General features: G+C 59.5%; 20 protein-coding genes. 12 read left to right on the top strand and 8 right to left on the bottom strand.

The window, feature by feature from the left end:
- Positions 1 to 128: 128 nt before the first annotated feature.
- Complete coding sequence (gene dnaK, locus ACK8OE_RS05480; protein WP_126422181.1) at positions 129 to 2,027, bottom strand: molecular chaperone DnaK; 1,899 nt, start codon at positions 2,025 to 2,027, stop codon at positions 129 to 131.
- Between the two features lie 301 nt (positions 2,028 to 2,328).
- Here dnaK and ACK8OE_RS05475 point away from each other — a divergent pair, with 301 nt between their 5' ends.
- Complete coding sequence (locus ACK8OE_RS05475) at positions 2,329 to 3,264, top strand: dienelactone hydrolase family protein (protein ID WP_290793697.1); 936 nt, start codon at positions 2,329 to 2,331, stop codon at positions 3,262 to 3,264.
- 39 nt (positions 3,265 to 3,303) lie between these two features.
- Here the strand turns inward: ACK8OE_RS05475 and grpE are convergent, their stop codons facing one another.
- Entirely contained in the window at positions 3,304 to 3,900 is a 597-nt protein-coding gene (gene grpE / locus ACK8OE_RS05470; RefSeq protein WP_126422185.1) for a nucleotide exchange factor GrpE, read from the bottom strand.
- A 20-nt stretch (positions 3,901 to 3,920) separates the two neighbouring features.
- Positions 3,921 to 5,009, bottom strand: a complete 1,089-nt coding sequence (hrcA, locus tag ACK8OE_RS05465; RefSeq protein ID WP_410271725.1) for a heat-inducible transcriptional repressor HrcA — start codon at positions 5,007 to 5,009, stop codon at positions 3,921 to 3,923.
- A gap of 120 nt (positions 5,010 to 5,129) precedes the next feature.
- Here hrcA and ACK8OE_RS05460 point away from each other — a divergent pair, with 120 nt between their 5' ends.
- A complete protein-coding gene (locus tag ACK8OE_RS05460; protein WP_410271724.1) occupies positions 5,130 to 5,447 on the top strand; it encodes a hypothetical protein in 318 nt (105 codons plus the stop codon).
- Positions 5,448 to 5,466: 19 nt separating this feature from the next.
- Here ACK8OE_RS05460 and ACK8OE_RS05455 read toward each other — a convergent pair whose 3' ends face one another.
- Positions 5,467 to 5,766 carry a hypothetical protein gene (locus ACK8OE_RS05455; protein WP_410271723.1) on the bottom strand — a complete coding sequence of 100 codons (300 nt, stop codon included), beginning with the start codon at positions 5,764 to 5,766 and terminating at the stop codon, positions 5,467 to 5,469.
- 189 nt (positions 5,767 to 5,955) lie between these two features.
- Between ACK8OE_RS05455 and rph the strand changes: the two genes are divergently transcribed.
- On the top strand, positions 5,956 to 6,708 hold the full coding sequence (gene rph / locus ACK8OE_RS05450; protein ID WP_126422193.1) for a ribonuclease PH: 753 nt from the start codon (positions 5,956 to 5,958) through the stop codon (positions 6,706 to 6,708).
- Positions 6,709 to 6,711: 3 nt separating this feature from the next.
- Here rph and ACK8OE_RS05445 read toward each other — a convergent pair whose 3' ends face one another.
- On the bottom strand, positions 6,712 to 6,921 hold the full coding sequence (locus tag ACK8OE_RS05445; RefSeq protein WP_410271722.1) for a helix-turn-helix domain-containing protein: 210 nt from the start codon (positions 6,919 to 6,921) through the stop codon (positions 6,712 to 6,714).
- Complete coding sequence (locus tag ACK8OE_RS05440) at positions 6,918 to 7,439, bottom strand: DUF2975 domain-containing protein (protein ID WP_290793682.1); 522 nt, start codon at positions 7,437 to 7,439, stop codon at positions 6,918 to 6,920. The genes ACK8OE_RS05445 and ACK8OE_RS05440 overlap by 4 nt, the downstream gene beginning before the upstream one ends.
- 118 nt (positions 7,440 to 7,557) lie before the next feature.
- On the opposite strand from ACK8OE_RS05440, the gene ACK8OE_RS05435 reads away from it, so the two are divergent.
- From ACK8OE_RS05435 to gshB, 7 genes are all read left to right on the top strand, one after another.
- Positions 7,558 to 8,169, top strand: a complete 612-nt coding sequence (locus ACK8OE_RS05435) for a non-canonical purine NTP pyrophosphatase (RefSeq protein WP_410271721.1) — start codon at positions 7,558 to 7,560, stop codon at positions 8,167 to 8,169.
- Positions 8,157 to 9,299 carry a radical SAM family heme chaperone HemW gene (gene hemW / locus ACK8OE_RS05430; protein WP_410271720.1) on the top strand — a complete coding sequence of 381 codons (1,143 nt, stop codon included), beginning with the start codon at positions 8,157 to 8,159 and terminating at the stop codon, positions 9,297 to 9,299. The genes ACK8OE_RS05435 and hemW overlap by 13 nt, the downstream gene beginning before the upstream one ends.
- Before the next feature lie 47 nt (positions 9,300 to 9,346).
- The gene (locus tag ACK8OE_RS05425) at positions 9,347 to 9,949 is read left to right on the top strand and encodes a hypothetical protein (RefSeq protein ID WP_410271719.1); all 603 of its coding nucleotides are present in this window, start codon (positions 9,347 to 9,349) and stop codon (positions 9,947 to 9,949) included.
- 47 nt (positions 9,950 to 9,996) lie between these two features.
- A protein-coding gene (locus tag ACK8OE_RS05420; protein ID WP_410271718.1) for an IS5 family transposase occupies positions 9,997 to 10,748 on the top strand; the annotation gives its coding sequence in 2 pieces (ribosomal slippage) (positions 9,997 to 10,327 and positions 10,327 to 10,748; 753 coding nt in all).
- 155 nt (positions 10,749 to 10,903) lie between these two features.
- Positions 10,904 to 11,755 (top strand): 16S rRNA (cytidine(1402)-2'-O)-methyltransferase, encoded by an 852-nt coding sequence (rsmI, locus tag ACK8OE_RS05415; protein ID WP_410271717.1) that lies wholly within the window; start codon positions 10,904 to 10,906, stop codon positions 11,753 to 11,755.
- Positions 11,752 to 12,135 carry a YraN family protein gene (locus ACK8OE_RS05410; protein WP_410271716.1) on the top strand — a complete coding sequence of 128 codons (384 nt, stop codon included), beginning with the start codon at positions 11,752 to 11,754 and terminating at the stop codon, positions 12,133 to 12,135. The genes rsmI and ACK8OE_RS05410 overlap by 4 nt, the downstream gene beginning before the upstream one ends.
- A 65-nt stretch (positions 12,136 to 12,200) precedes the next feature.
- Positions 12,201 to 13,157 (top strand): glutathione synthase, encoded by a 957-nt coding sequence (gene gshB, locus ACK8OE_RS05405; protein ID WP_410271715.1) that lies wholly within the window; start codon positions 12,201 to 12,203, stop codon positions 13,155 to 13,157.
- Positions 13,158 to 13,408: 251 nt separating this feature from the next.
- Here the strand turns inward: gshB and ACK8OE_RS05400 are convergent, their stop codons facing one another.
- Positions 13,409 to 13,573 (bottom strand): hypothetical protein, encoded by a 165-nt coding sequence (locus ACK8OE_RS05400; RefSeq protein WP_410271714.1) that lies wholly within the window; start codon positions 13,571 to 13,573, stop codon positions 13,409 to 13,411.
- 201 nt (positions 13,574 to 13,774) lie between these two features.
- Here ACK8OE_RS05400 and ACK8OE_RS05395 point away from each other — a divergent pair, with 201 nt between their 5' ends.
- Positions 13,775 to 15,331, top strand: coding sequence for a response regulator (locus tag ACK8OE_RS05395; protein ID WP_410271713.1), 1,557 nt, complete (start codon positions 13,775 to 13,777; stop codon positions 15,329 to 15,331).
- An 89-nt stretch (positions 15,332 to 15,420) separates the two neighbouring features.
- Positions 15,421 to 17,124, top strand: a complete 1,704-nt coding sequence (locus ACK8OE_RS05390) for an AmpG family muropeptide MFS transporter (RefSeq protein ID WP_410271712.1) — start codon at positions 15,421 to 15,423, stop codon at positions 17,122 to 17,124.
- A gap of 38 nt (positions 17,125 to 17,162) precedes the next feature.
- Here the strand turns inward: ACK8OE_RS05390 and ACK8OE_RS05385 are convergent, their stop codons facing one another.
- Positions 17,163 to 19,445 carry an NADP-dependent malic enzyme gene (locus tag ACK8OE_RS05385; RefSeq protein WP_410271711.1) on the bottom strand — a complete coding sequence of 761 codons (2,283 nt, stop codon included), beginning with the start codon at positions 19,443 to 19,445 and terminating at the stop codon, positions 17,163 to 17,165.
- Positions 19,446 to 19,521 lie beyond the last annotated feature (76 nt).

Below are 19,521 nucleotides of genomic sequence, written 5' to 3'. Positions count from 1 at the left end.
GACCCAAGCCCACGCCTAGGTTGCCTGCAACATTCACACCGGCAGCATATCCGATGTTATAAAAAACTCAAAAAAAGGGGAGCCCAACCGAAATCAGACTCCCCCTTTTGACTTGTCAAAGCGCTGACTTACGCGCTCTTCTTGCCGTCGCCATCGACTTCTTCGAACTCGGCATCAACGACGCCGTCATCGGCCTGAGCCTCTTCACCGGCTTCGCCCGCGCCTTGGGCGGCGTACATGGCTTCACCCAGCTTCATCGAAGCGGTCAGAAGCGCCTGATGCTTGGCCTTGATGTCCTCGACGTCTTCGCCGTCCTTGGCCGTCTTCAGATCGGCCAGAGCGGTTTCGATAGCGGTCTTGTCTTCGGCGGCGACCTTCGAACCGAAGTCCTTGAGGGCCTTTTCCGTCGAATGGACCAGAGCGTCGGCCTGATTGCGGGCCTCGATCAGCGCCTTGCGCTTTTCGTCTTCGGCCTTGTTGGCCTCGGCCTGCTTGATCATGTCCTCAATGTCCGAGTCGCTCAGGCCGCCATTGGCCTGAATACGGATCGAGTGCTCCTTGTTGGTCGCCTTGTCCTTGGCATTGACGTTGACGATACCGTTGGCGTCGATGTCGAAGGTGACTTCGATCTGCGGCACGCCACGCGGGGCGGGCGGGATGCCGACAAGGTCGAACTGACCCAGCAGCTTGTTATCCGCAGCCATCGGACGCTCGCCCTGGAAGACGCGGATGGTCACGGCCGACTGATTGTCGTCGGCGGTCGAGAAGGTCTGCGACTTCTTGGTCGGGATGGTGGTGTTGCGTTCGATCAGCGGGGTGAACACGCCGCCCAGGGTTTCGATACCGAGCGTCAGCGGGGTCACGTCGAGCAGCAGCACGTCCTTGACGTCGCCTTGCAGCACGCCGGCCTGAATGGCGGCACCGAGCGCCACCACTTCGTCCGGGTTCACACCCTTGTGCGGCTCGCGACCGAAGAAGGCCTTCACGGCTTCAACGACCTTGGGCATACGGGTCATGCCGCCGACGAGGACGACTTCGTCGATGTCCGACGCCTTCAGACCGGCATCCTTCAGCGCTTGCTGGCAGGGGGCGATGGTCTTCTGGATCAGGTCCTCAACGAGGCTTTCCAGCTTGGCGCGGGTCAGCTTGAGGTTCAGGTGCAGCGGGCCCGACGCATTCATCGAGATGAAGGGCAGGTTCAGGTCGTATTGCGCGACCGTCGAAAGTTCCTTCTTGGCCTTTTCGGCCTCTTCCTTGAGGCGTTGCAGTGCCAGCTTGTCCGAACGCAGATCGACGCCGTTTTCCTTCTTGAACTCGTCGGCGAGGTAATCGACGACGCGCATGTCGAAGTCTTCACCGCCCAGGAAGGTGTCGCCGTTGGTGGACTTCACTTCGAAGACGCCGTCACCGATTTCGAGCACCGAGACGTCGAACGTACCGCCACCGAGGTCATAGACGGCGATCTTCTTGCCGTCATTCTTGTCGAGGCCATAGGCCAGAGCGGCGGCGGTCGGCTCGTTGATGATGCGCAGGACTTCGAGACCGGCGATCTTACCCGCGTCCTTGGTGGCCTGACGCTGGGCATCGTTGAAGTAGGCCGGAACCGTGATGACGGCCTGAGTGACGGTTTCACCCAGATAGGCTTCGGCGTCTTCCTTCAGCTTTTGCAGGATAAAGGCCGAGATCTGTTGCGGCGAATAGTCCTTACCGTGGGCCTTGACCCAGGCGTCGCCATTCGGGCCCTTGGAGATTTCATAGGGCACCATGCCCTTGTCCTTCTGGACCATCGGATCGTTATAGGTGCGGCCGATCAGGCGCTTGATGGCGAAGAAGGTATTGGAGGGGTTGGTGACCGCCTGACGCTTTGCGGGCTGCCCGATCAGGCGCTCCGAGTCGTCCACGATGGCGACCACCGACGGCGTGGTGCGAACGCCTTCGGCGTTTTCGATGACCTTCGGGTTCTTGCCGTCCATGACGGCGACGCACGAATTGGTCGTACCAAGGTCGATACCGATGATTTTAGCCATGAGTCCAGATTTACTCCGTTTAAGGCAATGGGCTTTCGAGGCCTTTTGAAGATAAGCACCCCGCTTGTCCATCCCCGGTGAGATGAATTTTACCAATTTTGGAAGCCGCCGGTGATTTTCGGCACCCCCAAATCTGCAACCGATATAAGGGGCGCGTGGCGGCCTGCAAGAGGGGCCATCGCAATGCTGGCATTATTTTTAGGGTTTTTCAGAACGCGGTCATAAAGGTGGTCCGTATTGCAGTGGCCCGCATCCTGTTGTTAGGTAGGGCACACAAAGACAGATGCCGGGAGACTTGCCAATGACCACGAACAATCTGCCCCTGACGCGCCCCGAAGGCAGCGAAGCGCGGGATTTCCACGTCAGTCGTCGCGGCATAGCCGGGCTGTTCTTCGCCGGCTATGCGCTGGGGGCCGGGGCTGCCGCAGCGCAATCGCCGGTGTCCACCCCTTCGGCCGGTCTGATCGCCAAGGACCTGACCGTGCCGACCGATAGCGATTACGCCATCCCGGCCTATATTGCCTTGCCCCAAGACGCCAAGCGCCGTCCGGTGGTGCTGGTCGTGCCGGAAATTTTCGGCCTGCACGACTATCTGCGTGATGTCTGCCGCCGTCTGGCGCATCAGGGCTATGTGGCCCTGACCTTTGACCCCTTTGCGCGTAAGGGCAATGCGGCGGCGTTGAAAGACACCGCCGAAATCCGCAAGCTGGTCGAAACCGCGACCAATGAACAGGTGATGGGCGACCTGAAAACCCTGATCGCCTGGTTGAAAACCAACCCCGATGTCGGTCAGTCAAAGGGCGTGTTCGGCAAGACGAAGTTCGCCAATACCTCGCGCATCGGCATTACCGGTTTCTGCTGGGGCGGCGCCGTAACGTGGATGGCGGCGTCGTCCATCCCCGACATCAAGGCGGGCGTGGCGTGGTACGGGCGTCTGGAGCGTCCGGCGGCGACCGATTTTCTGGGTAAGGAAGACCGCCAATGGCCGATCGACCGCGCGGCGGACCTGCGCCGCCCGGTGCTGGGTCTCTATGCCGGGCAGGATGGCGGCATTTCATTGGAAAGTGTTGAGCGCATGAACGCGGCGCTTAAAGCGTCGGGTAAGACTCCCAGCCATATCGAGGTCTATAAGGACGCCAAGCACGGCTTCCACGCCGACTACCGCGCCCTTTATAACGAAAAGGCCGCCAAGGAAGGCTGGGCCGAACTGCTCAAGTGGTTTGAGACCTATTTGTAAGCAAAACCTCCCCGTGAGACGGGGAGGTTTTTTCGTCGGTCAGGCCTGCGTATTGACCGTGCCGCCGGAGGCGTTGTCGCCACCGTTATAGGCCCCGTTGGCGGCGCTGGCCGTCTTGGCCGCTGTCACGACCATGGCCGGGCGAATGGTGCGGCCAAACAGCTCATAGCCCGCCTGCATAACCATCAGGACGCTGCCGCCCTCGACCTCGGTGGAGGGCTGCTCCATAACGGCCTGATGGAAGTTGGGGTCGAACTTGTCGCCTTTAAGCGGTGCGATCTTCTTGACGCCGTTCTTTTCAAAGGCCCCGGCCAGCTCCTTTTCCGTCATCTCGATACCGGAGACGAAGTTCTTGAAAGCCGGGTCTTCGATCTGCGCCGGGACGGCCTGAAGCGCGCGTTGCAGCACGTCGGCGACGCCCAGAAGGTCGCGCGAAAAGCGCTGAATGGCATAGGCGCGCGCGTCGTTCATTTCGCGCTCAGCGCGGCGCTTGACGTTTTCGGCCTCGGCGGCGTAGCGCAGCGCCTGTTCCTTGAGTGCGGCGTTTTCAGCCTGAAGCTGCTCCAGCGCCGCGTTCAGGGTGTCGATGGCGTCATTGGCGAACGGGGCGTCTTGTTCAGTATGTTCTTCGCTCATTACTCTTTAGACTCTGTGGGTTAGGACCGTTCCTGCTCCAGCAGGCGGCCGAGGATTTTCGCGGTGTAATCCACAAGTGGGATGATGCGCGCATAATTCAACCGGGCGGGCCCGATGACGCCGATGGCGCCGACGACCTTCTGGCTCTGACCGCCCAACATATAGGGCGCTGCAATAACAGCCGAACCGGACAAAGAAAACAGTTTCGATTCCGATCCGATGAAAATTCTTACCCCCTGCGCCGAACGCACATTGTCGAGCAGGTTGATCAGCTCTTCCTTTTCTTCCAGATCCTCGAACAGGGCGCGCACGCGCTCAAGGTCTTCGAGAGCCGAAGCCTCCAGCAGATTGGCCTGTCCGCGCACGATCAGCGCGCGCTTATCCGCCTCGCCGCCCGCCCAGGCGGCCAGTCCGCGCGCAATCAGACCCGTCGCCGCCTCATTGAGCTGCTGACGTTCGGCCTCAAGCTCGGCGCGCAGATCGCGCCCGGCCTCGCTGAGCGTGCGCCCCCTCAGGCGCGTACTGAGATAGTTGGAGGCCTCGATCAGGTCGGCGGGCGTCACGCCCAGATCTAGCGCCATCAGGCGGTTTTCGACCCGTCCGTCGTCGAAGACCAGCACCGCCAGCGCCTGATCCGGGGCCAGTTTGACGAATTCAACGTGACGCACCCCGGCTTCAAACGACGGCGTCATCACCACGCCCGCCCCACCGGCAAGGCCTGACAGCAGGTTGGAGGCTTCGCGCAGGGCGCTGTCGAAGGTCATGCCCTTGGCCGTCAGGCGCGCTTCGATTTCGCGCTTGGCGTCCTGCGCCACGTCGCCGACCTCCAGCAGGCCATCGACAAACAGGCGCAGGCCCTGATGCGTTGGCATCCGCCCGGCAGAAATATGCGGCGCACTGAGCAGACCCAGTTCGGCCAGATCGGACAGGGTGTTGCGGATCGAGGCCGGGGACAGGGCGATCCCGCCCTTGGACAGGGTGCGCGATCCCACCGGCTCACCGGTTTCCAGATAGGCCTCTACCACGTGACGGAATACCTCACGCGCCCGCGCGTCCAGTTCGGTCAGCGAGGCCGTGCCACTCATCAGGGTCGAGAGCGATGTTTTCATGGCTTAAGGATATAGAAGCCTTTGCGCGCTTGTGAAGAGGCTTCGCGAGGGCCGTCGCATTTGCCGCCAAATTGCCACGATTGCAGGACTCAATCAGAATATCTGAACAGGGAGGTCTTGATGCGTAACATAGTCTGCATGACGGTCGCGATGGGGCTGGTGATGGCGGGGGCGGCGCAAGCCGATGAGGTGGTGACCCTGACCAAACCCCCCGTGTTCAAAACGCGCACCGACACTGCGACGACCGAAATCCCCAGCGCTTACAAGCCGAAACCAAAGACCAAAACCCGTGATTTTGAGCCCCTCAGAGGCCCGTGGCGCGTTACCAAATCGCTGAAAAACAAGGGCAAAGAGCCGGTCGATGAGAACGGCAACACCTATGCCTGCGTCGATAAGGACTGCAAGGTGTCGCGCAAGGTCGATGAAAAGCGGGACTAAAAAACGGCTGGTGTGCTGTTTAGTTTTTCATCGTTAGCCGTCGGATTAACAGACCGAGGCCGGTCACAACAAGACCGGGTATTAGCCAGTAGATCGTATTCCAAGCTACTATTTCGAAATCAAACAGACTTCTCCAAAAGCCCGCCAAAACAAGTTGGGCCAATGGTATTGCGATCCCCAACGGGAGTGCGAAAAGCGCAAAGCGCCGGCCACGGAATAAAACCCCCACAAACAGGATTATCCAGCCTGCAAACAGGCTCAGAAAGAACGGCGTATAGTCGGTGTGTACGACGGCGGAATAGACAATATCGTCTGACACGACCCCTTCTTTTTTATCACAATAGCTGAGCGAAGCGACGTGTCTACGACAGGTGCTTTGGTACACGGGACGGCGGGCTTAAGTCGGATTCTTGTGTTATTATTTATGTTTATGGAGCACGCCACAAAAACCTTTGCCCAAGCGAACCTATGCTGATAGGCACGTCCGCATACAATGGAGGTCCCCGCCATGTCGCAATTCGACGCCCTGAATGCCCTGAAAACCTTTCGTCCGTCCAACCGTCAGGCGGATCAGTTACGTAAGGTGACGCTCGAAACGGGTGTGACGCGCTATGCCGAAGGTTCGTGCCTGATCACGGTGGGCCATACCAAGGTGCTGGCCACAGCGTCCGTGGAGCAGGGCGTGCCGCCCTTCCTGAAGGGCAAGGGGCAGGGTTGGGTGACGGCGGAATACGGTATGCTGCCGCGTTCGACCCACACCCGTTCGCGTCGCGAAGCTGCGGCGGGCAAGCAGTCGGGTCGCACGCAGGAAATTCAGCGTCTGATCGGGCGCTCTTTACGCGCCGTGGTCGATCTCAAGGCACTGGGTGAGCGTCAGATTACGCTGGATTGCGATGTGATCCAGGCCGATGGCGGGACGCGCTGCGCCTCGATCACGGCGGCGTGGGTGGCCCTGTCTCTGGCCTGCGACAAGCTGCTGGAGCAAAAGCTGATTTCCGCCAACCCGATCATTGATCAGGTCGCGGCCGTGTCCTGTGGTGTCTATGAAAACGTACCGGTGCTCGACCTCGACTATGATGAGGATTCGACCGCAGAGACGGACTCGAACTTTGTGCTGACCGGTTCGGGCCACATCGTCGAAATTCAGGCCACCGGCGAAAAGCGTGGTTTCTCACGCGATGAATTCAACACCCTGTTCGATCTGGCCACCCAAGGGGCGGCGGAACTGTTCGCCCTGCAACGCGTAGCGGCGGGCAAGTAATACCTATTCCTCGTCATTGATAACCAGCAGATCGCCGGGCGTGCAGTTGAGCGCCCGGCACAGAGATTCCAGCGTGCGCAACCGCACTGCCACGGCCTTCTGATCGCGCAGCAATTCCAGATGCCGCACGGCGATTCCTGTCCGGTCTGACAGTTCGACCAGAGATAAACGCCGCCGCGCCAGTTGCTCACTCAGACAGATCGTCACGCTCATATGGTCAGATTGGCTTCGGCCCTCAGCCGCGCCCCTTCCTTGAACACTTCGGCCAGCACGAAGACGACCAGCACCGAAAACCAAGCCGTTACCGCCCGCATCCCATAGACCGGCTCCACCGGCATTTTCAGTATGGCCTCGGCCAGAGCGCGCGAGGCGTAGGAATAAAGCTCCACCCCGGCCAGTCCGAAGCCGATCCAGCGCAGGCGCAGCGTATTGTCCGGGTGGAAGACATCACCTTCGGCCAAGGTTCGGAACACCTGTCGTGTCCAGCGCATGATCAGCAGATAGCCTGACAGAGACACCGCAAAGGCCAGCATCAGCACCGCCTGCTGCGTGCCGTTGATCTGCGCCACCATCTTCATCCGCGCCATCACCTCGGCGGCGAGAGTCGGCACCGACAACAAACACAGGGCGGCGATCCCCACCGCCACGATCATGGCGAACAGGCCGTAATAGACGACATCGAGGGCCGTCTTGAGCAGGCTGGAAATCGAACGCGGGCCTAAGAAACGCATGAGCTACCCTATGCCGAGAAATGAAAACGATCTCTGCCACAAAAAACCGTCATCGCCAAATTACGGCTTTTTCATTGCGCGCGGCATAGGCTACACAGTCGGCAAACGGAGACTGTTCATGTCGATTGCGCTTGTTGCCGGTCAGAAACTGATTGCCGCTACCCACAATCCGGGCAAGGCGCGCGAAATCGACACCCTGCTCAATGGCCGGTTTGAGATCGTCTCGGCGGGCAGTCTGGGCCTGCCGGAGCCGGATGAGACGGAAAACAGCTTTGTTGGCAATGCCATCCTTAAGGCCCGTCATGCGGCTATGGCGGCGGGCCTGCCGGCTCTGGCCGACGATTCCGGCCTGAGCATCGCGGCGTTAAACGGTGATCCGGGGATCTACAGCGCGCGCTGGGCCGGACCGCAGAAGGATTTTCCGCGCGCCATGGAAATCATCCATCACAAGATGATTCAGGCCGAGGTGCACAATCCCGACACCTATTCGACGCGGGCGTGGTTTACCTCGGCTCTGGCTGTCGCCTGGCCTGAAGGCCACGCGGTCGTCTTCGAAGGCGTGGTGCACGGCGACATCGTCGCGCCGCGCGGTGACAAGGGGTTCGGTTACGACCCCATCTTTCAGCCGGATGGCTATGAGATCACCTATGCCGAGATGGACGAAGCGCTGAAGGACAGCCTCAGCCACCGCCATCTGGCCTTCGAACAGTTGAAGGGATGGCTGTTCTGAACCCGGCCCCCGTCGCCCTCTATATTCACTGGCCCTATTGTTCGCGCATCTGTCCCTACTGCGATTTTAATGTCACGCGCGATCGCGGTCAGACCGACACGCAGCAGGCCCTGTTTGAGGCCATCCGCGCCGACCTGAGGACGCAGGCGTCATGGCTGGGGCCGCGCCGTCTGGCCTCGGTGTTTTTTGGTGGCGGCACGCCGTCGCTGATGAAGCCGGAGTGGGTGGCGGCTTTGATCGCCGAGGCTAAAACCCTGTTTCCGGTCGAAACGGATATTGAAATCACGCTTGAGGCCAATCCGACCGATGCCGAAATCGCCCGCTATCGCGCCTTTCAGGCGGCGGGTATCAACCGGCTGTCGATCGGGATTCAGTCGCTGGATGACGCGGCGCTGCGCTTTCTCGGGCGCAACCATTCGGCGCGGGAAGCGCTCGCAGGACTAGAGACCGCCCTGTCTGTCTTTGACCGCGTGTCGCTGGACCTGATCTATGCCCTGCCGGAGCAAAGCCTTGAAAACTGGGAGGCTGAGCTACGCCGGGCCGCCCATCTGGGTGTCGAACATATCTCACCCTATCAACTGACCCTCGAATCCGAGACCGCCTTCGGGCGTGCCGCCAGGCGGGGGCAGTTGCGCATTCCCGACCCGGAACAGGGCGAAGCCTTCTATGATACAACCCAGTCTGTTCTGAGCGAACTGGGCTATGAGGCCTATGAGGTGTCGAACCATGCGCGCGGCGGGGCCGCGCGCTCGCAGCACAATATCAACGTATGGGAAGGCGTGGACTATGTGGGGGTGGGACCCGGCTCTCATGGTCGCCTGACTTTTGACAATTCACGTCACGCCACGGTCGCTGAGGCTGATCTCAAAGCCTATATCGCCCGTGTCCGCAAAACCGGCCACAGCGTGACGCCCGAACCCTTATCGGCCGAAGAGGCCAGCGAAGAGGCGCTGATGCTGGGGTTGCGTCTGATCGAAGGGGTGCGGCTTGAACGCATTGCCGGGTTGCCGCTAAACAAGCAGGATGAGCTTATCGCGGAGGGTTTCCTGGAATTGACGCCGCAGCGTCTGCGCGCCACGCCGAAGGGCCGGGTGGTACTCGACCGGCTGCTTCTGGAACTTCTGTCATAATTTTTGCCGTTTTGACGCTTAAACAAGCGGTGAAAAGGGGGCTTCCCATGCACAAATGGCGCAGAATTCTGATCGTATTGACGGTTCTGGTGGTGGTCATCGGCGGTCTTGTCTGCTGGGATGTCTATCGCGCGCAGGCCGTGGCCATCGACACCCTGACCTATGCCAGCGCCGGTAAGGTGTCCCGCGTAGAGGCTCTGATCGACGGCACGTCCATCACCAACCGTCTTTATATCGAGATCGCCCCCTATGAGGTGATCCCGGTAGCGGCACCAAAGCCTGCCGAACACAAGGAAGGTTTCCTGAAACGTATGTGGGACAAGGGCGCGTCGCTGTTTGGTGGCAAACCCAAATCGGCCCCTGAACCCGAACCGCAAAAGACCATTGACCTGCATCTGTGCGCCCAGACGGCGGGCGAGCCGCAGGGCTTTGTCACCCTGCTCAAATACCTCAAACCGCAACCGGCCAAGCTCAACTGGAAGCCGGACCCGCGCATCCGCTACGGTAGCTTTGCCGCGCGCCAGTACCGCATCAGCGGCGACGACTATCTGGTCGTGTCACGCAACGGTCTCGACTGGAAGGTCACGGGGCTTGAGCTGAGTGTGGCGCGGCGCAAGGCACTGGCCCGCACCTGCGCGGGTATTATTTAGGGTTTGTGGGGATTCACAGATGGATCGAATTGTGATTCATACTGTTAATGGACCGCAATATTCTGACAGATGCCCAATGGGCCAAGATCGAACCGCACTGTTTGGGGAAGCGCACTGACCCCGGACGCAGCGGCGGAGATAACCGGCGCTTTATGGAGGCCGTGCTTTGGATTGCTCGTACCGGCAGTCCTTGGCGCGACCTTCCGGCGCATTACGGCAACTGGAGCACAGCGTTTCGCCGCTTCAGTGACTGGCGCAAAGCCGATGTTTTTAAACGGATATTTGATGCCTGCTCGGATGATCCAGATATGGAATACGCGATGGTCGACGCCACGATAGTCAAGGTCCACCGTCATGGCCAGGGCGCTAAAGGGGGACTCAGAGCCAGGCCATAGGCCGCTCAAAGGGCGGCATGACCACTAAAATCCTCGCCTTGACAGATGCCTTTGGCAATCTCGTGCGCTTTGAACTGTTGCCGGGGCATCGGTTCGATACGGTGGGCGTTGAACCGCTTCTGACAGGCATCAGCTTCGGAGCCTTGTTGGCCGACAAGGCTTTCGACAGCAACTCGATCGTCGATAATCTCAATGAACGCGGGGCGAAGATCGTCATTTCCCAACATCCACGGCGTTCAAAGCCTTTGGACATCGACAAAGAAATCTACAAATGGCGACACTTGGTTGAGAACTTCTTTTGCAAACTCAAAGAGTTCAAACGCATCGCCATGAGAGCAGACAAAACCGATAACAGCTTCAAGGCCATGATCTATCTCGCAGCCGCCGTCATAAACTCAAAATGAATCCCCACAAACCCTAGAGCGATATGTCGAAAAGTGTGAGCGGTTTTCGACAAAAATATCGCGACCAAACAAAAATCCAGAGCGGGATGAGGCTTGTATCACAAATCACCCTGCTCCCGGCTTTTCAAACGGCGGCCCATGCGCCAGATAGGGGCATGAGCGATTTCTTTGCCCCACCGCCCCGTCCTGTCGAAGGCGGGCTCTATATTATTGCGACGCCGATCGGCAATCTGCGCGACATCACCCTGCGCGCGCTTGACGTGCTGCGCGCCGCCGATGTGGTGCTGTGCGAAGACACGCGGGTGACGGGCAAGCTGCTCTCGGCCTATGATCTCAAAAAAAAGCTGATCCGCTACGACGACCATTCGGGGCCACAAGTTATTCCGGAAATTCTGACGCGCCTGCATGCTGGTGACATCGTAGCCCAGGTGTCGGATGCCGGGACGCCTCTGGTCTCTGATCCGGGCTTCCGGCTGGTCAATATGGCGCTGGAAGCCGGCGCACGGGTGCATCCCATTCCGGGCCCGTCGGCGGTGATGGCGGCTCTGTGTCTGGCCGGACTACCGACGGATCGGTTTATGTTTGCGGGGTTTTTGCCGAACAAGTCGGCAGCCAGGAAGACCTTTCTGTCCGATTTTAAAGCACTTGAATCGACTGTGGTTTTCTTTGAAACCGGTCCCCGTCTGCATGAGTCTCTGAGTGATATGCGCGCCGTTTTAGGCGAGCGCCCGGCGGCCGTGTGCCGTGAGCTGACCAAGCTTTATGAAACCTGCGTGCGCGGCTCACTGGGTGAACTGATCGATTGTCGCGAACTTCAGGAACCGAAGGGCGAGATTGTCGTGCTGATCGGGCCGGGTCAGGCCGAGGCAGCCTCTGCCGACGATCTGGATGTGGCTATTATCGACGCGCTGAAAACTCTGCCGCCGTCCGAAGCGGCGGCTCTCCTGGCGCAGAAGTTCGACCTGCCGCGTAAGGTGATCTACAAGCGGGCGCTGGATTTGAAATGAAACGCCTCAATGCCCACAAGGTAGAACGCGGGCAGAAGGCGCACAAACGCGGGCATCTGAGCGAATATATCGCGCTCGTCCATCTCTTGCTCACCGGGCATCGCATCCTGGGGTTTCGCTTGAAAACACCCGAAGGCGAAATCGACATTCTGGCCCAGCGCGGTCAGCGCCTTGCGGTCATTGAGGTCAAGCAACGCCGCACCGCTATGGAGGCCCTGACAGCGGTCTATCCCACCCAGAAATACCGTCTATGGCAGGCGGGTCATCAGCTTCAGGCCCGTCGCCCGCAACTGGCCAAACTCAGCCTGCACGTTGATCTTTATGTTGTGACGCCACGCTGTGTGCGCTATGTGCGCGACGCCTTTGCCGACGGAATCTGACCCCCGTCCCCTTGTGCTGACGCTCAGGCTCTATAAATAGATGGCAAGAAACGAGAGTTAGCCCTATGACCCTGCGCGTTGCCGTCCAGATGGACCCGATCGAAACCATCAATATCGCCGGGGATACCACCTTCCTGCTGATGATGGCGGCGCAGGCGCGCGGGCACGAACTGTGGGTCTATGAACCGCAACACCTGTCTCTGGAAGACGGTGAGATTTTCGCCCGCGCGCGTAAGGTAACGCTGCGGCCGGTCAAGGGCGATCACGTTACGGCCGGGGCTTACCATAAGCTTAATCTGGGCAGCGATGTTGATGTGGTGCTGATGCGTCAGGACCCGCCGTTCGACGTGGCCTATATTACCGCCACCTACCTGCTCGAAATGATCCATCCGAAGACTCTGGTCGTCAATGATCCGCGCAGCGTGCGCGATTGTCCGGAAAAACTGTTCGCCCAGCATTTTCAGGGTCTTCAGCCGCCGACCCTGATCAGCGCCGACCCCGAAGCTCTGCGCGATTTTCAGCAGCGCCACGGTGACGTGATCCTGAAACCGCTGCATGGGGCGGCCGGTGGCGGCATCATCAAGCTCAAGGCGGATGATCGTAATCTCGATGCCCTGATCGAACTGCACGCGGCGATTGGTCGTGAGCCTCTGGTGCTGCAAAAATTCATCCCGGCCGTCTCGGCGGGCGACAAGCGCATCATTCTGGTCGATGGCGAAGTGGTCGGGGCCATCAATCGTGTGCCGCAAAAGGACGCGGTGCGTTCCAACCTGCGCGTCGGCGGCACGGCGGCGCCCACGACGCTGACGCCGCGTGATCTGGAAATCTGCGCGGCGGTGGGTCCGGCCCTGCGTGAACGGGGCCTGATCTTTGTGGGACTTGACGTCATCGGGGATTATCTGACAGAAATCAACGTGACGTCGCCGACGGGCGCGGTGCAACTTAAAGCGTTTGATGGCATAGATGCGGGCGACGCCTTATGGAACGCGGTGGAACGTAAGCTATCCACAGCCAAGGCCTAGAATCTAAAGGAAAATATCCGAGATTTCGTGGTTATGCCGGGTCGTATACTACAGTTATGTGTATTTGTGCCCATTTGTTCAATCTTTGTTCTTGATTTGTCTAAATTCATTCCGCAGGGTGTGGATAAGATTTGCGTAAGATGACGGCTTTGGCGTTTCCTTACGGCGACTTGAAAGACATTTTGCCGTCGCGCAGGACATTCACGGCGTTTGAGGGGTAAGGGCGGGTTGCGTTGCGAGGAGGCGCAATCTTACCCGACAGTGCCAGGGCTTTCAGCCTTTCTGCGCGATATGCTGAGCTTGGCGATCTGGGCAAATGTCGGATTAGCCATGGACAGCGCCGTCAGCGCGACGATCAGACCGGTACGAACATACGGGTTCGCGAAGGCCGTTTTGGAAAAGGCAGTCATACGCATGGTATCACTCGCTTTCAGTTGTGAGCTTAAGGTTGGGAGGTGTCCGTCCGGCCGCGCGCCTTCCTCTAGTGACGAGCGGCTTCTGAACACCAGAAAACCGTATATTCATCGGGTAAAACACCGATGGCTTGAGCCGATGTTAAGGATTTGCCGCTAGGCTGGAGAGGACTTCAAAACGAAGTACGGAGACACGCGAACCCCATGTCCAGACGCCAGATGTCCCTCGCGCCGGAACAAACTGACAGCCGTCTGATGACCGAAGCTGAAGCCCGCGAGGCGGCGCAGAAGCTTAAGGCACGCGAGGATTTCTTTAAGCTGATGAGCCATGAAATCCGCACGCCGCTCAATGGTGTGCTGGGGATGTTGTCGCTGCTTAACCGTACTTCTTTGACTGCTGAACAGCAGTCCTACCTTCAAACGGCGCGTGAGTCGGGTGAACATCTGCTCACTCTAGTCAACGATCTGCTCGACTATGCGCGCATCGAAGCCGGGCATATCCATCTGGAAAGCCATCTCATCGAACTCGAACCCCTCCTGCAAAGCGTGGCGGAGCTGTTGTCACCGCGCGCCTATGCGGGGGGAATCGAAATTGCGTGGAGCCTTGATCCAAGGCTTGAAGCCATCGAAATAGATGAAGGGCGTCTGCGTCAGATTTTGTTTAATCTGGCCGGTAATGCGCTTAAGTTTACTAAAAGCGGGGGCGTTCTCATTGGGGTGACGCTGACTGAAGGCGGAGCTGTACGTTTCGGCGTTCGTGATACAGGCGCCGGGATCCCCGAAGAGGCGCGAGTGCGCATTTTTGAGGCCTTCGGGCAGGTCGATCCTTCGCACGCGGGGGCGCAATACGGCGGTGCCGGACTGGGACTGGTGGTCGTCAAAAAGCTGATTGAGGCGATGAACGCCGAACTCGACCTTCAGTCAGAGCCGGGCATGGGGTCATTATTCACCGCCACCTTCCCCGTTCCCTGTAGCCTGCGCACTGCTCCTGAACCGCGTGCTACCCCTGATGTGGTCTGCCTTACGGCTAATTCCGTCTTGGCCGAGGCGGCACAATCGCATCTCGATAGTTGCGGCATCCGGGTACGTCAGGGGACACAACTCAAAAGTATTGGCCGTCGTTCACGCGCCGTAGTGCTGGCGGATCGTCGTCTTTTGCCTGAACCTGTGCCCGCGCCCAACAACCGAAGTCTGATCCTTCTGGCCCCGGAAGAACGTGATGAAATTCCGGCTTGGAGAGATAAGGGCTGGGCCGGCTACCTGATTAAGCCCTTGCGCCGCAGTTCGTTGAAGGAGCGCATTGAGGCCCTGTCGCTCAAACCGCTGCCCAACGAAGAAATGGTGGCCGCGACCGAAGATGATCGTATCGTGCCGGTGGTTGCTCCCGGCGTGAAGGTGCTGCTCGTCGAAGACAATCCCGTCAACGCACTTTTGGCTCAAATTCTTCTGCAACGTGAGGGCTGCCGTGTGGAGCGCGCCGCCAGCGGTGAAGAGGCGCTGAAGCTGATCGAAGCGGAAAACCCCTACGACATCGTGTTCATGGACCTTGGTTTGCCGGGCCTGGACGGTATTGGCACCACCAAAGCCTTACGTGCCAAGGGCGTCAGGCTGCCAATCATCGCCCTGACCGCTAACGCCTATGAAGAAGATCGCCGCGCCTGTTTGACGGCGGGTATGGACGACTTCCTGACCAAGCCCATAGAGCTGCCGGCCTTGCGTCACCGCCTGAGCCAATGGTGCGGGCGCGCCAACGCGGCCTGACAAACTGCCCTATAAGAAGCCTTTTGCACGCTTGCCAAATCAATGGCTTCCCCCGATGATCCTGCTCAGGATTCTTATCGGGGATACTCATGACCACTCCGCCGCCCGCGCAGCCTGAGACCAAGACACTGTGGCAGGCCGTGAAGCCCTTTTTTACGCGGCGGACCCTGGCTATGATCTGTCTGGGGTTCTCGTCCGGCCTGACGCTGACCTTGATTTTTGACACCTTGTCCATCTGGTTGCGTGAAGAGGGTCTGTCGCTTGAGGTCATCGCCTTCTTCTCGCTGGCCACCTTTGCCTACAGCCTGAAATTCATGTGGGCCCCGCTGGTTGACAGGGTGCGCTTGCCCGGCCTGACGGCGCTTTTGGGGCATCGACGTAGCTGGATGCTGATCATGCAAGCTGTGATCCTCATTGGGTTATGGACCATTTCGGGCCTAAACCCTCAGGATCACCTGATGCTGATGGCGCTGATCGCTGTGCTGCTTGGCTTTATGGGCGCGACGCAGGACATCGTAGTCGATGCCTGGCGGATCGAAAATGCCAACAGTCTCGGTGCAGGCGGGCAGGCCGTGCTTACCACCGCCTATACCTGGGGGGCGCGGGTTTCGACCTTCGTGGCGGGTATTCTGCCGCTTGTGATAGCCCAATATTATGGTTGGCGACCCGCCTATGCGATGATGGCGGCCATGATGCTGATTGGCATTACGGGTACGCTTTTGGCGCGTGAAGGTGAACACATTATTCGTCCCATCGACTATCGCGGTCTGCCACCGCACCCGGGCACCGAAGCGCTGGAATGGGGGGTGCGTGTTCTTATCATGCTAGTTGCCGCCTTACTGATGGGCGCTGGTCTGACTGCCAATATCACTTTGTTTCAGTTCCTGTTCCCGACCGCAGACGCCTATGAGGCGGCCAAAGCCATCTGGACTAGCCGCGAAACCGGTATATTCCTGCAGTTTCCGGCGGTGCTGACCGGCCTCGGGCTGTTGATCGTCGCGTGCCTGCCATTGCCGCAGATGCCGACCCGTCCTGGGGCTTACCTGCGCCAGACGTTTGTCGAGCCGATGGCGGACTTCCTTGCGCGTTTCGAAAATCTGGCCTGGCTTATTCTGGCGGGCATTTGCGTGTACCGTTTGTCGGACTTCCTGCTCAATATCAACGGGGCCTTCTATCTCGATATGGGCTTCGACAAGGCTGTTATCGGTGAAGTGCGCAAGGTGTTCGGCGTCATCATGACTATTATCGGGGTGACGGCCGGTGGACTTTCGATGACTCGCCTGGGCATGAAAAAGAGCCTGATGATCGGGGCCTTTGCCTGCGCCCTTTCGAATCTCGCCTATGCTTGGCTCGCGACGCAGGGCAACAGCATTGCGGCCTTTTCCATCGCTCTGGCTATCGACAACATCTCCGGCGGCTATGCCGGCGTGGTGCTGATTGCTTTCATGTCGTCCCTGATTTCCGAACGCTTCGCCGCCCCACAGTATGCGCTTTTGTCCTCCGTCTACGCCCTGCCGGGTAAGCTTCTCGCCTCACAGTCAGGCCGCATCGTCGAAGGGGCCGCGCGGGGCGCAGACAGCGGCAACCTGGCGACACCGTTTATGGGCTATCTCAACAACCTGCCAGCGGTCAGCTTTTCCAAACCGGCTGCGGCCTTGGGCGTCTCGCGTGAAGCGCTGGGAGCGGGCTATATGTTGTTTTTCACTTTTACCGCTTTGGTCGGCCTGATAGCGGTGGTGCTGGCCTTCTGGTTGATACGTTTGGGCGCCATAAAAGAACAGGGCGAAGCCTGACGGCTCCGCCCTGATACCTCTCGTTAAGTTTTTCTCGCTCAGCTGTTGATATTTGCCCGGATGTCGTAGGCGGCAAAGGTGGCCATAGTCAGGATCTTCGTAACCGAGTCTGACAGCTGACAGATCTGCACGGGCTTAGAAAGGCCGAGCAGCAGCGGGCCCACGACGGTCGCACCGCCCAGAGCCTGTACAAGCTTGGTCGAGATTGACGCCGAGTGGATGGCCGGCATGACCAGGATATTGGCAGGAGCGGTCAGGCGCTGGAACGGGTAGTTGGCCCACAGGGCCGGGTCAAGCGCCACGTCGGGCGGCATCTCGCCTTCGAACTCGAAATCGACGCCGCGTTGTTCTAAAAGCTCAACCGCCTTGGCCACTCGGTCGGAACGCTCGCCAGCCGGATTGCCAAAGGTCGAATAAGACATGAAGGCAACGCGCGGCGTGTGGCCCATGCCGCGCACCGCCATGGCCGCTTCAACCGCGATTTCGACCAGTTCTTCGGGATCGGGCAGCTCGGCCACCGTGGTGTCGGCGATAAACACCGTCTTGCCGCGGGCCAGCACTATAGACAGACCCATCACGCGGCCACCGGGGGCCGGGTCGACGACGCGCAGAACCTCCTCAAAGGCCTGATCGAAGGAGCGGGTGACGCCGGTGACCATGCCGTCGGCGTGGCCGGACAGGACCATGGCAGCGGCGAACGAGTTGCGGTCCTGATTGATCAGACGGTCAACGTCGCGCTTCAGGAAGCCCTTGCGTTGCAGGCGGCTGTACAGAAGCTGTGAATAGGCCGAATTGCGGTGGCTTAAGCGGGCATTGACGATTTCGATATCTTCTTCCGCCGGGTCGAGACCTGCCGCGCGCATATTGGCAGTGACAAGGTTTTCGCGGCCACAAAGGATGGGCGTGCCCAGACCCTGCGCCTTGAACGCGTGGGCGGCGCGGATGACCGAGATGTCTTCGCCTTCGGCAAAGACGATGCGCTTGGAGGGGCGTGACCGCACAGTGGCGGTGATGTTTTGCAGGAAGCCTGCCGACGGATCGAGGCGCTTTTCGAGCGTCTTGCGATAGGAATCCATGTCCTCGATCGGCTTGCGCGCCACGCCGGTATCCATGGCGGCCTGCGCCACGAAGGGCGGAATGTACCAGATCAGGCGCGGGTCGAACGGCGTCGGGATGATGTAGTCCTTGCCGAACTTCAGGTGACGGCCCTGATAGGCGGCGGCCACTTCGTCCGGCACGTCTTCGCGGGCCAGTTGCGCCAGCGCCATGGCGGCGGCCAGCTTCATCTCGTGATTGACGCGGCGGGCGCGCACGTCCAGCGCGCCGCGGAAGATATACGGGAAGCCCAGAACATTATTGACCTGATTGGGATAGTCCGAACGGCCCGTGGCGACGATAGCGTCATCGCGCACCTTGGCCACGTCTTCCGGCGTGATTTCCGGATCGGGATTGGCCATGGCGAAGATGATCGGCTGCGGCGCCATGGTGGCGACCATTTCCGGTGTGATGACGCCCTTGGCCGACAGACCGAGCACCACATCGGCCCCGACCATCGCCTCGGCAAGTGTGCGCTTGTCCGTATCGGTGGCGTGGACCGACTTCCACTGGTCCATCTCGACCGTGCGGCCCTTATAGACCACGCCATGAATATCGACGACGGTGGTGTTTGCCGGCTTCACGCCCATGGCCTTGATCAGGCTGATGGAGGACAGGCCCGCCGCGCCTGCGCCGCACAGCACGACCTTGGTGTCTTCGATCCGGCGACCGGTGATTTCCAGCGCGTTGATCAGGCCGGCGGCGGCGATGATGGCCGTGCCGTGCTGATCGTCATGGAAGACAGGAATGTCAGCGAGGTCCTGAAGCGCCGACTCGATGATGAAGCATTCCGGCGACTTGATGTCTTCGAGATTGATACCGCCGAAAGAGGCCGTAATGTTCTTGACCACGGTGATGAATTCATCGGGGTCTTGCGTCGCCACTTCGATATCGAACGAGTCGATATCGGCAAAGCGCTTAAACAGGACGGCCTTGCCTTCCATCACGGGCTTGGACGCCAGAGCCCCCAGATTGCCCAGACCGAGAATGGCGGTGCCGTTGGAAATCACCGCGACCGTATTGCCCTTCGACGTATAGTCATAGGCGGCATCGGGATTTTCGGCGATCTTGCGCACCGGCACGGCAACACCCGGCGAATAGGCCAGCGCCAGATCACGCTGCGTCGCCATAGGCTTGGTCGGCTGAAGTCCGATCTTCCCGGGGGTAGGGTACTGGTGGAAATTCAGGGCTTCTTCGTCGCTGACCTTGGTCTTGTCGATGGGCATTCCGGCGTTCCGTCTCGCGGTTATTTGTCTGACAATTATAGGTTTACTTAGGGTGTTAGTATGGCAGTATAGGCTC

Origin of the sequence: Asticcacaulis sp. W401b, from assembly GCF_046503825.1 — a bacterium.
GTDB lineage: Bacteria > Pseudomonadota > Alphaproteobacteria > Caulobacterales > Caulobacteraceae > Asticcacaulis.
This window is presented reverse-complemented; position numbering and strand designations above follow the sequence as displayed.

Coding starts and splice junctions, on each gene's coding strand:
- dnaK (WP_126422181.1), bottom strand. CDS start 2,027: ATGGCTAAAATCATCGGTATCGACCTTGGTACGACCAATTCGTGCGTC.
- ACK8OE_RS05475 (WP_290793697.1), top strand. CDS start 2,329: ATGACCACGAACAATCTGCCCCTGACGCGCCCCGAAGGCAGCGAAGCG.
- grpE (WP_126422185.1), bottom strand. CDS start 3,900: ATGAGCGAAGAACATACTGAACAAGACGCCCCGTTCGCCAATGACGCC.
- hrcA (WP_410271725.1), bottom strand. CDS start 5,009: ATGAAAACATCGCTCTCGACCCTGATGAGTGGCACGGCCTCGCTGACC.
- ACK8OE_RS05460 (WP_410271724.1), top strand. CDS start 5,130: ATGCGTAACATAGTCTGCATGACGGTCGCGATGGGGCTGGTGATGGCG.
- rph (WP_126422193.1), top strand. CDS start 5,956: ATGTCGCAATTCGACGCCCTGAATGCCCTGAAAACCTTTCGTCCGTCC.
- ACK8OE_RS05445 (WP_410271722.1), bottom strand. CDS start 6,921: ATGAGCGTGACGATCTGTCTGAGTGAGCAACTGGCGCGGCGGCGTTTA.
- ACK8OE_RS05440 (WP_290793682.1), bottom strand. CDS start 7,439: ATGCGTTTCTTAGGCCCGCGTTCGATTTCCAGCCTGCTCAAGACGGCC.
- ACK8OE_RS05435 (WP_410271721.1), top strand. CDS start 7,558: ATGTCGATTGCGCTTGTTGCCGGTCAGAAACTGATTGCCGCTACCCAC.
- hemW (WP_410271720.1), top strand. CDS start 8,157: ATGGCTGTTCTGAACCCGGCCCCCGTCGCCCTCTATATTCACTGGCCC.
- ACK8OE_RS05425 (WP_410271719.1), top strand. CDS start 9,347: ATGCACAAATGGCGCAGAATTCTGATCGTATTGACGGTTCTGGTGGTG.
- rsmI (WP_410271717.1), top strand. CDS start 10,904: ATGAGCGATTTCTTTGCCCCACCGCCCCGTCCTGTCGAAGGCGGGCTC.
- ACK8OE_RS05410 (WP_410271716.1), top strand. CDS start 11,752: ATGAAACGCCTCAATGCCCACAAGGTAGAACGCGGGCAGAAGGCGCAC.
- gshB (WP_410271715.1), top strand. CDS start 12,201: ATGACCCTGCGCGTTGCCGTCCAGATGGACCCGATCGAAACCATCAAT.
- ACK8OE_RS05400 (WP_410271714.1), bottom strand. CDS start 13,573: ATGCGTATGACTGCCTTTTCCAAAACGGCCTTCGCGAACCCGTATGTT.
- ACK8OE_RS05395 (WP_410271713.1), top strand. CDS start 13,775: ATGTCCAGACGCCAGATGTCCCTCGCGCCGGAACAAACTGACAGCCGT.
- ACK8OE_RS05390 (WP_410271712.1), top strand. CDS start 15,421: ATGACCACTCCGCCGCCCGCGCAGCCTGAGACCAAGACACTGTGGCAG.
- ACK8OE_RS05385 (WP_410271711.1), bottom strand. CDS start 19,445: ATGCCCATCGACAAGACCAAGGTCAGCGACGAAGAAGCCCTGAATTTC.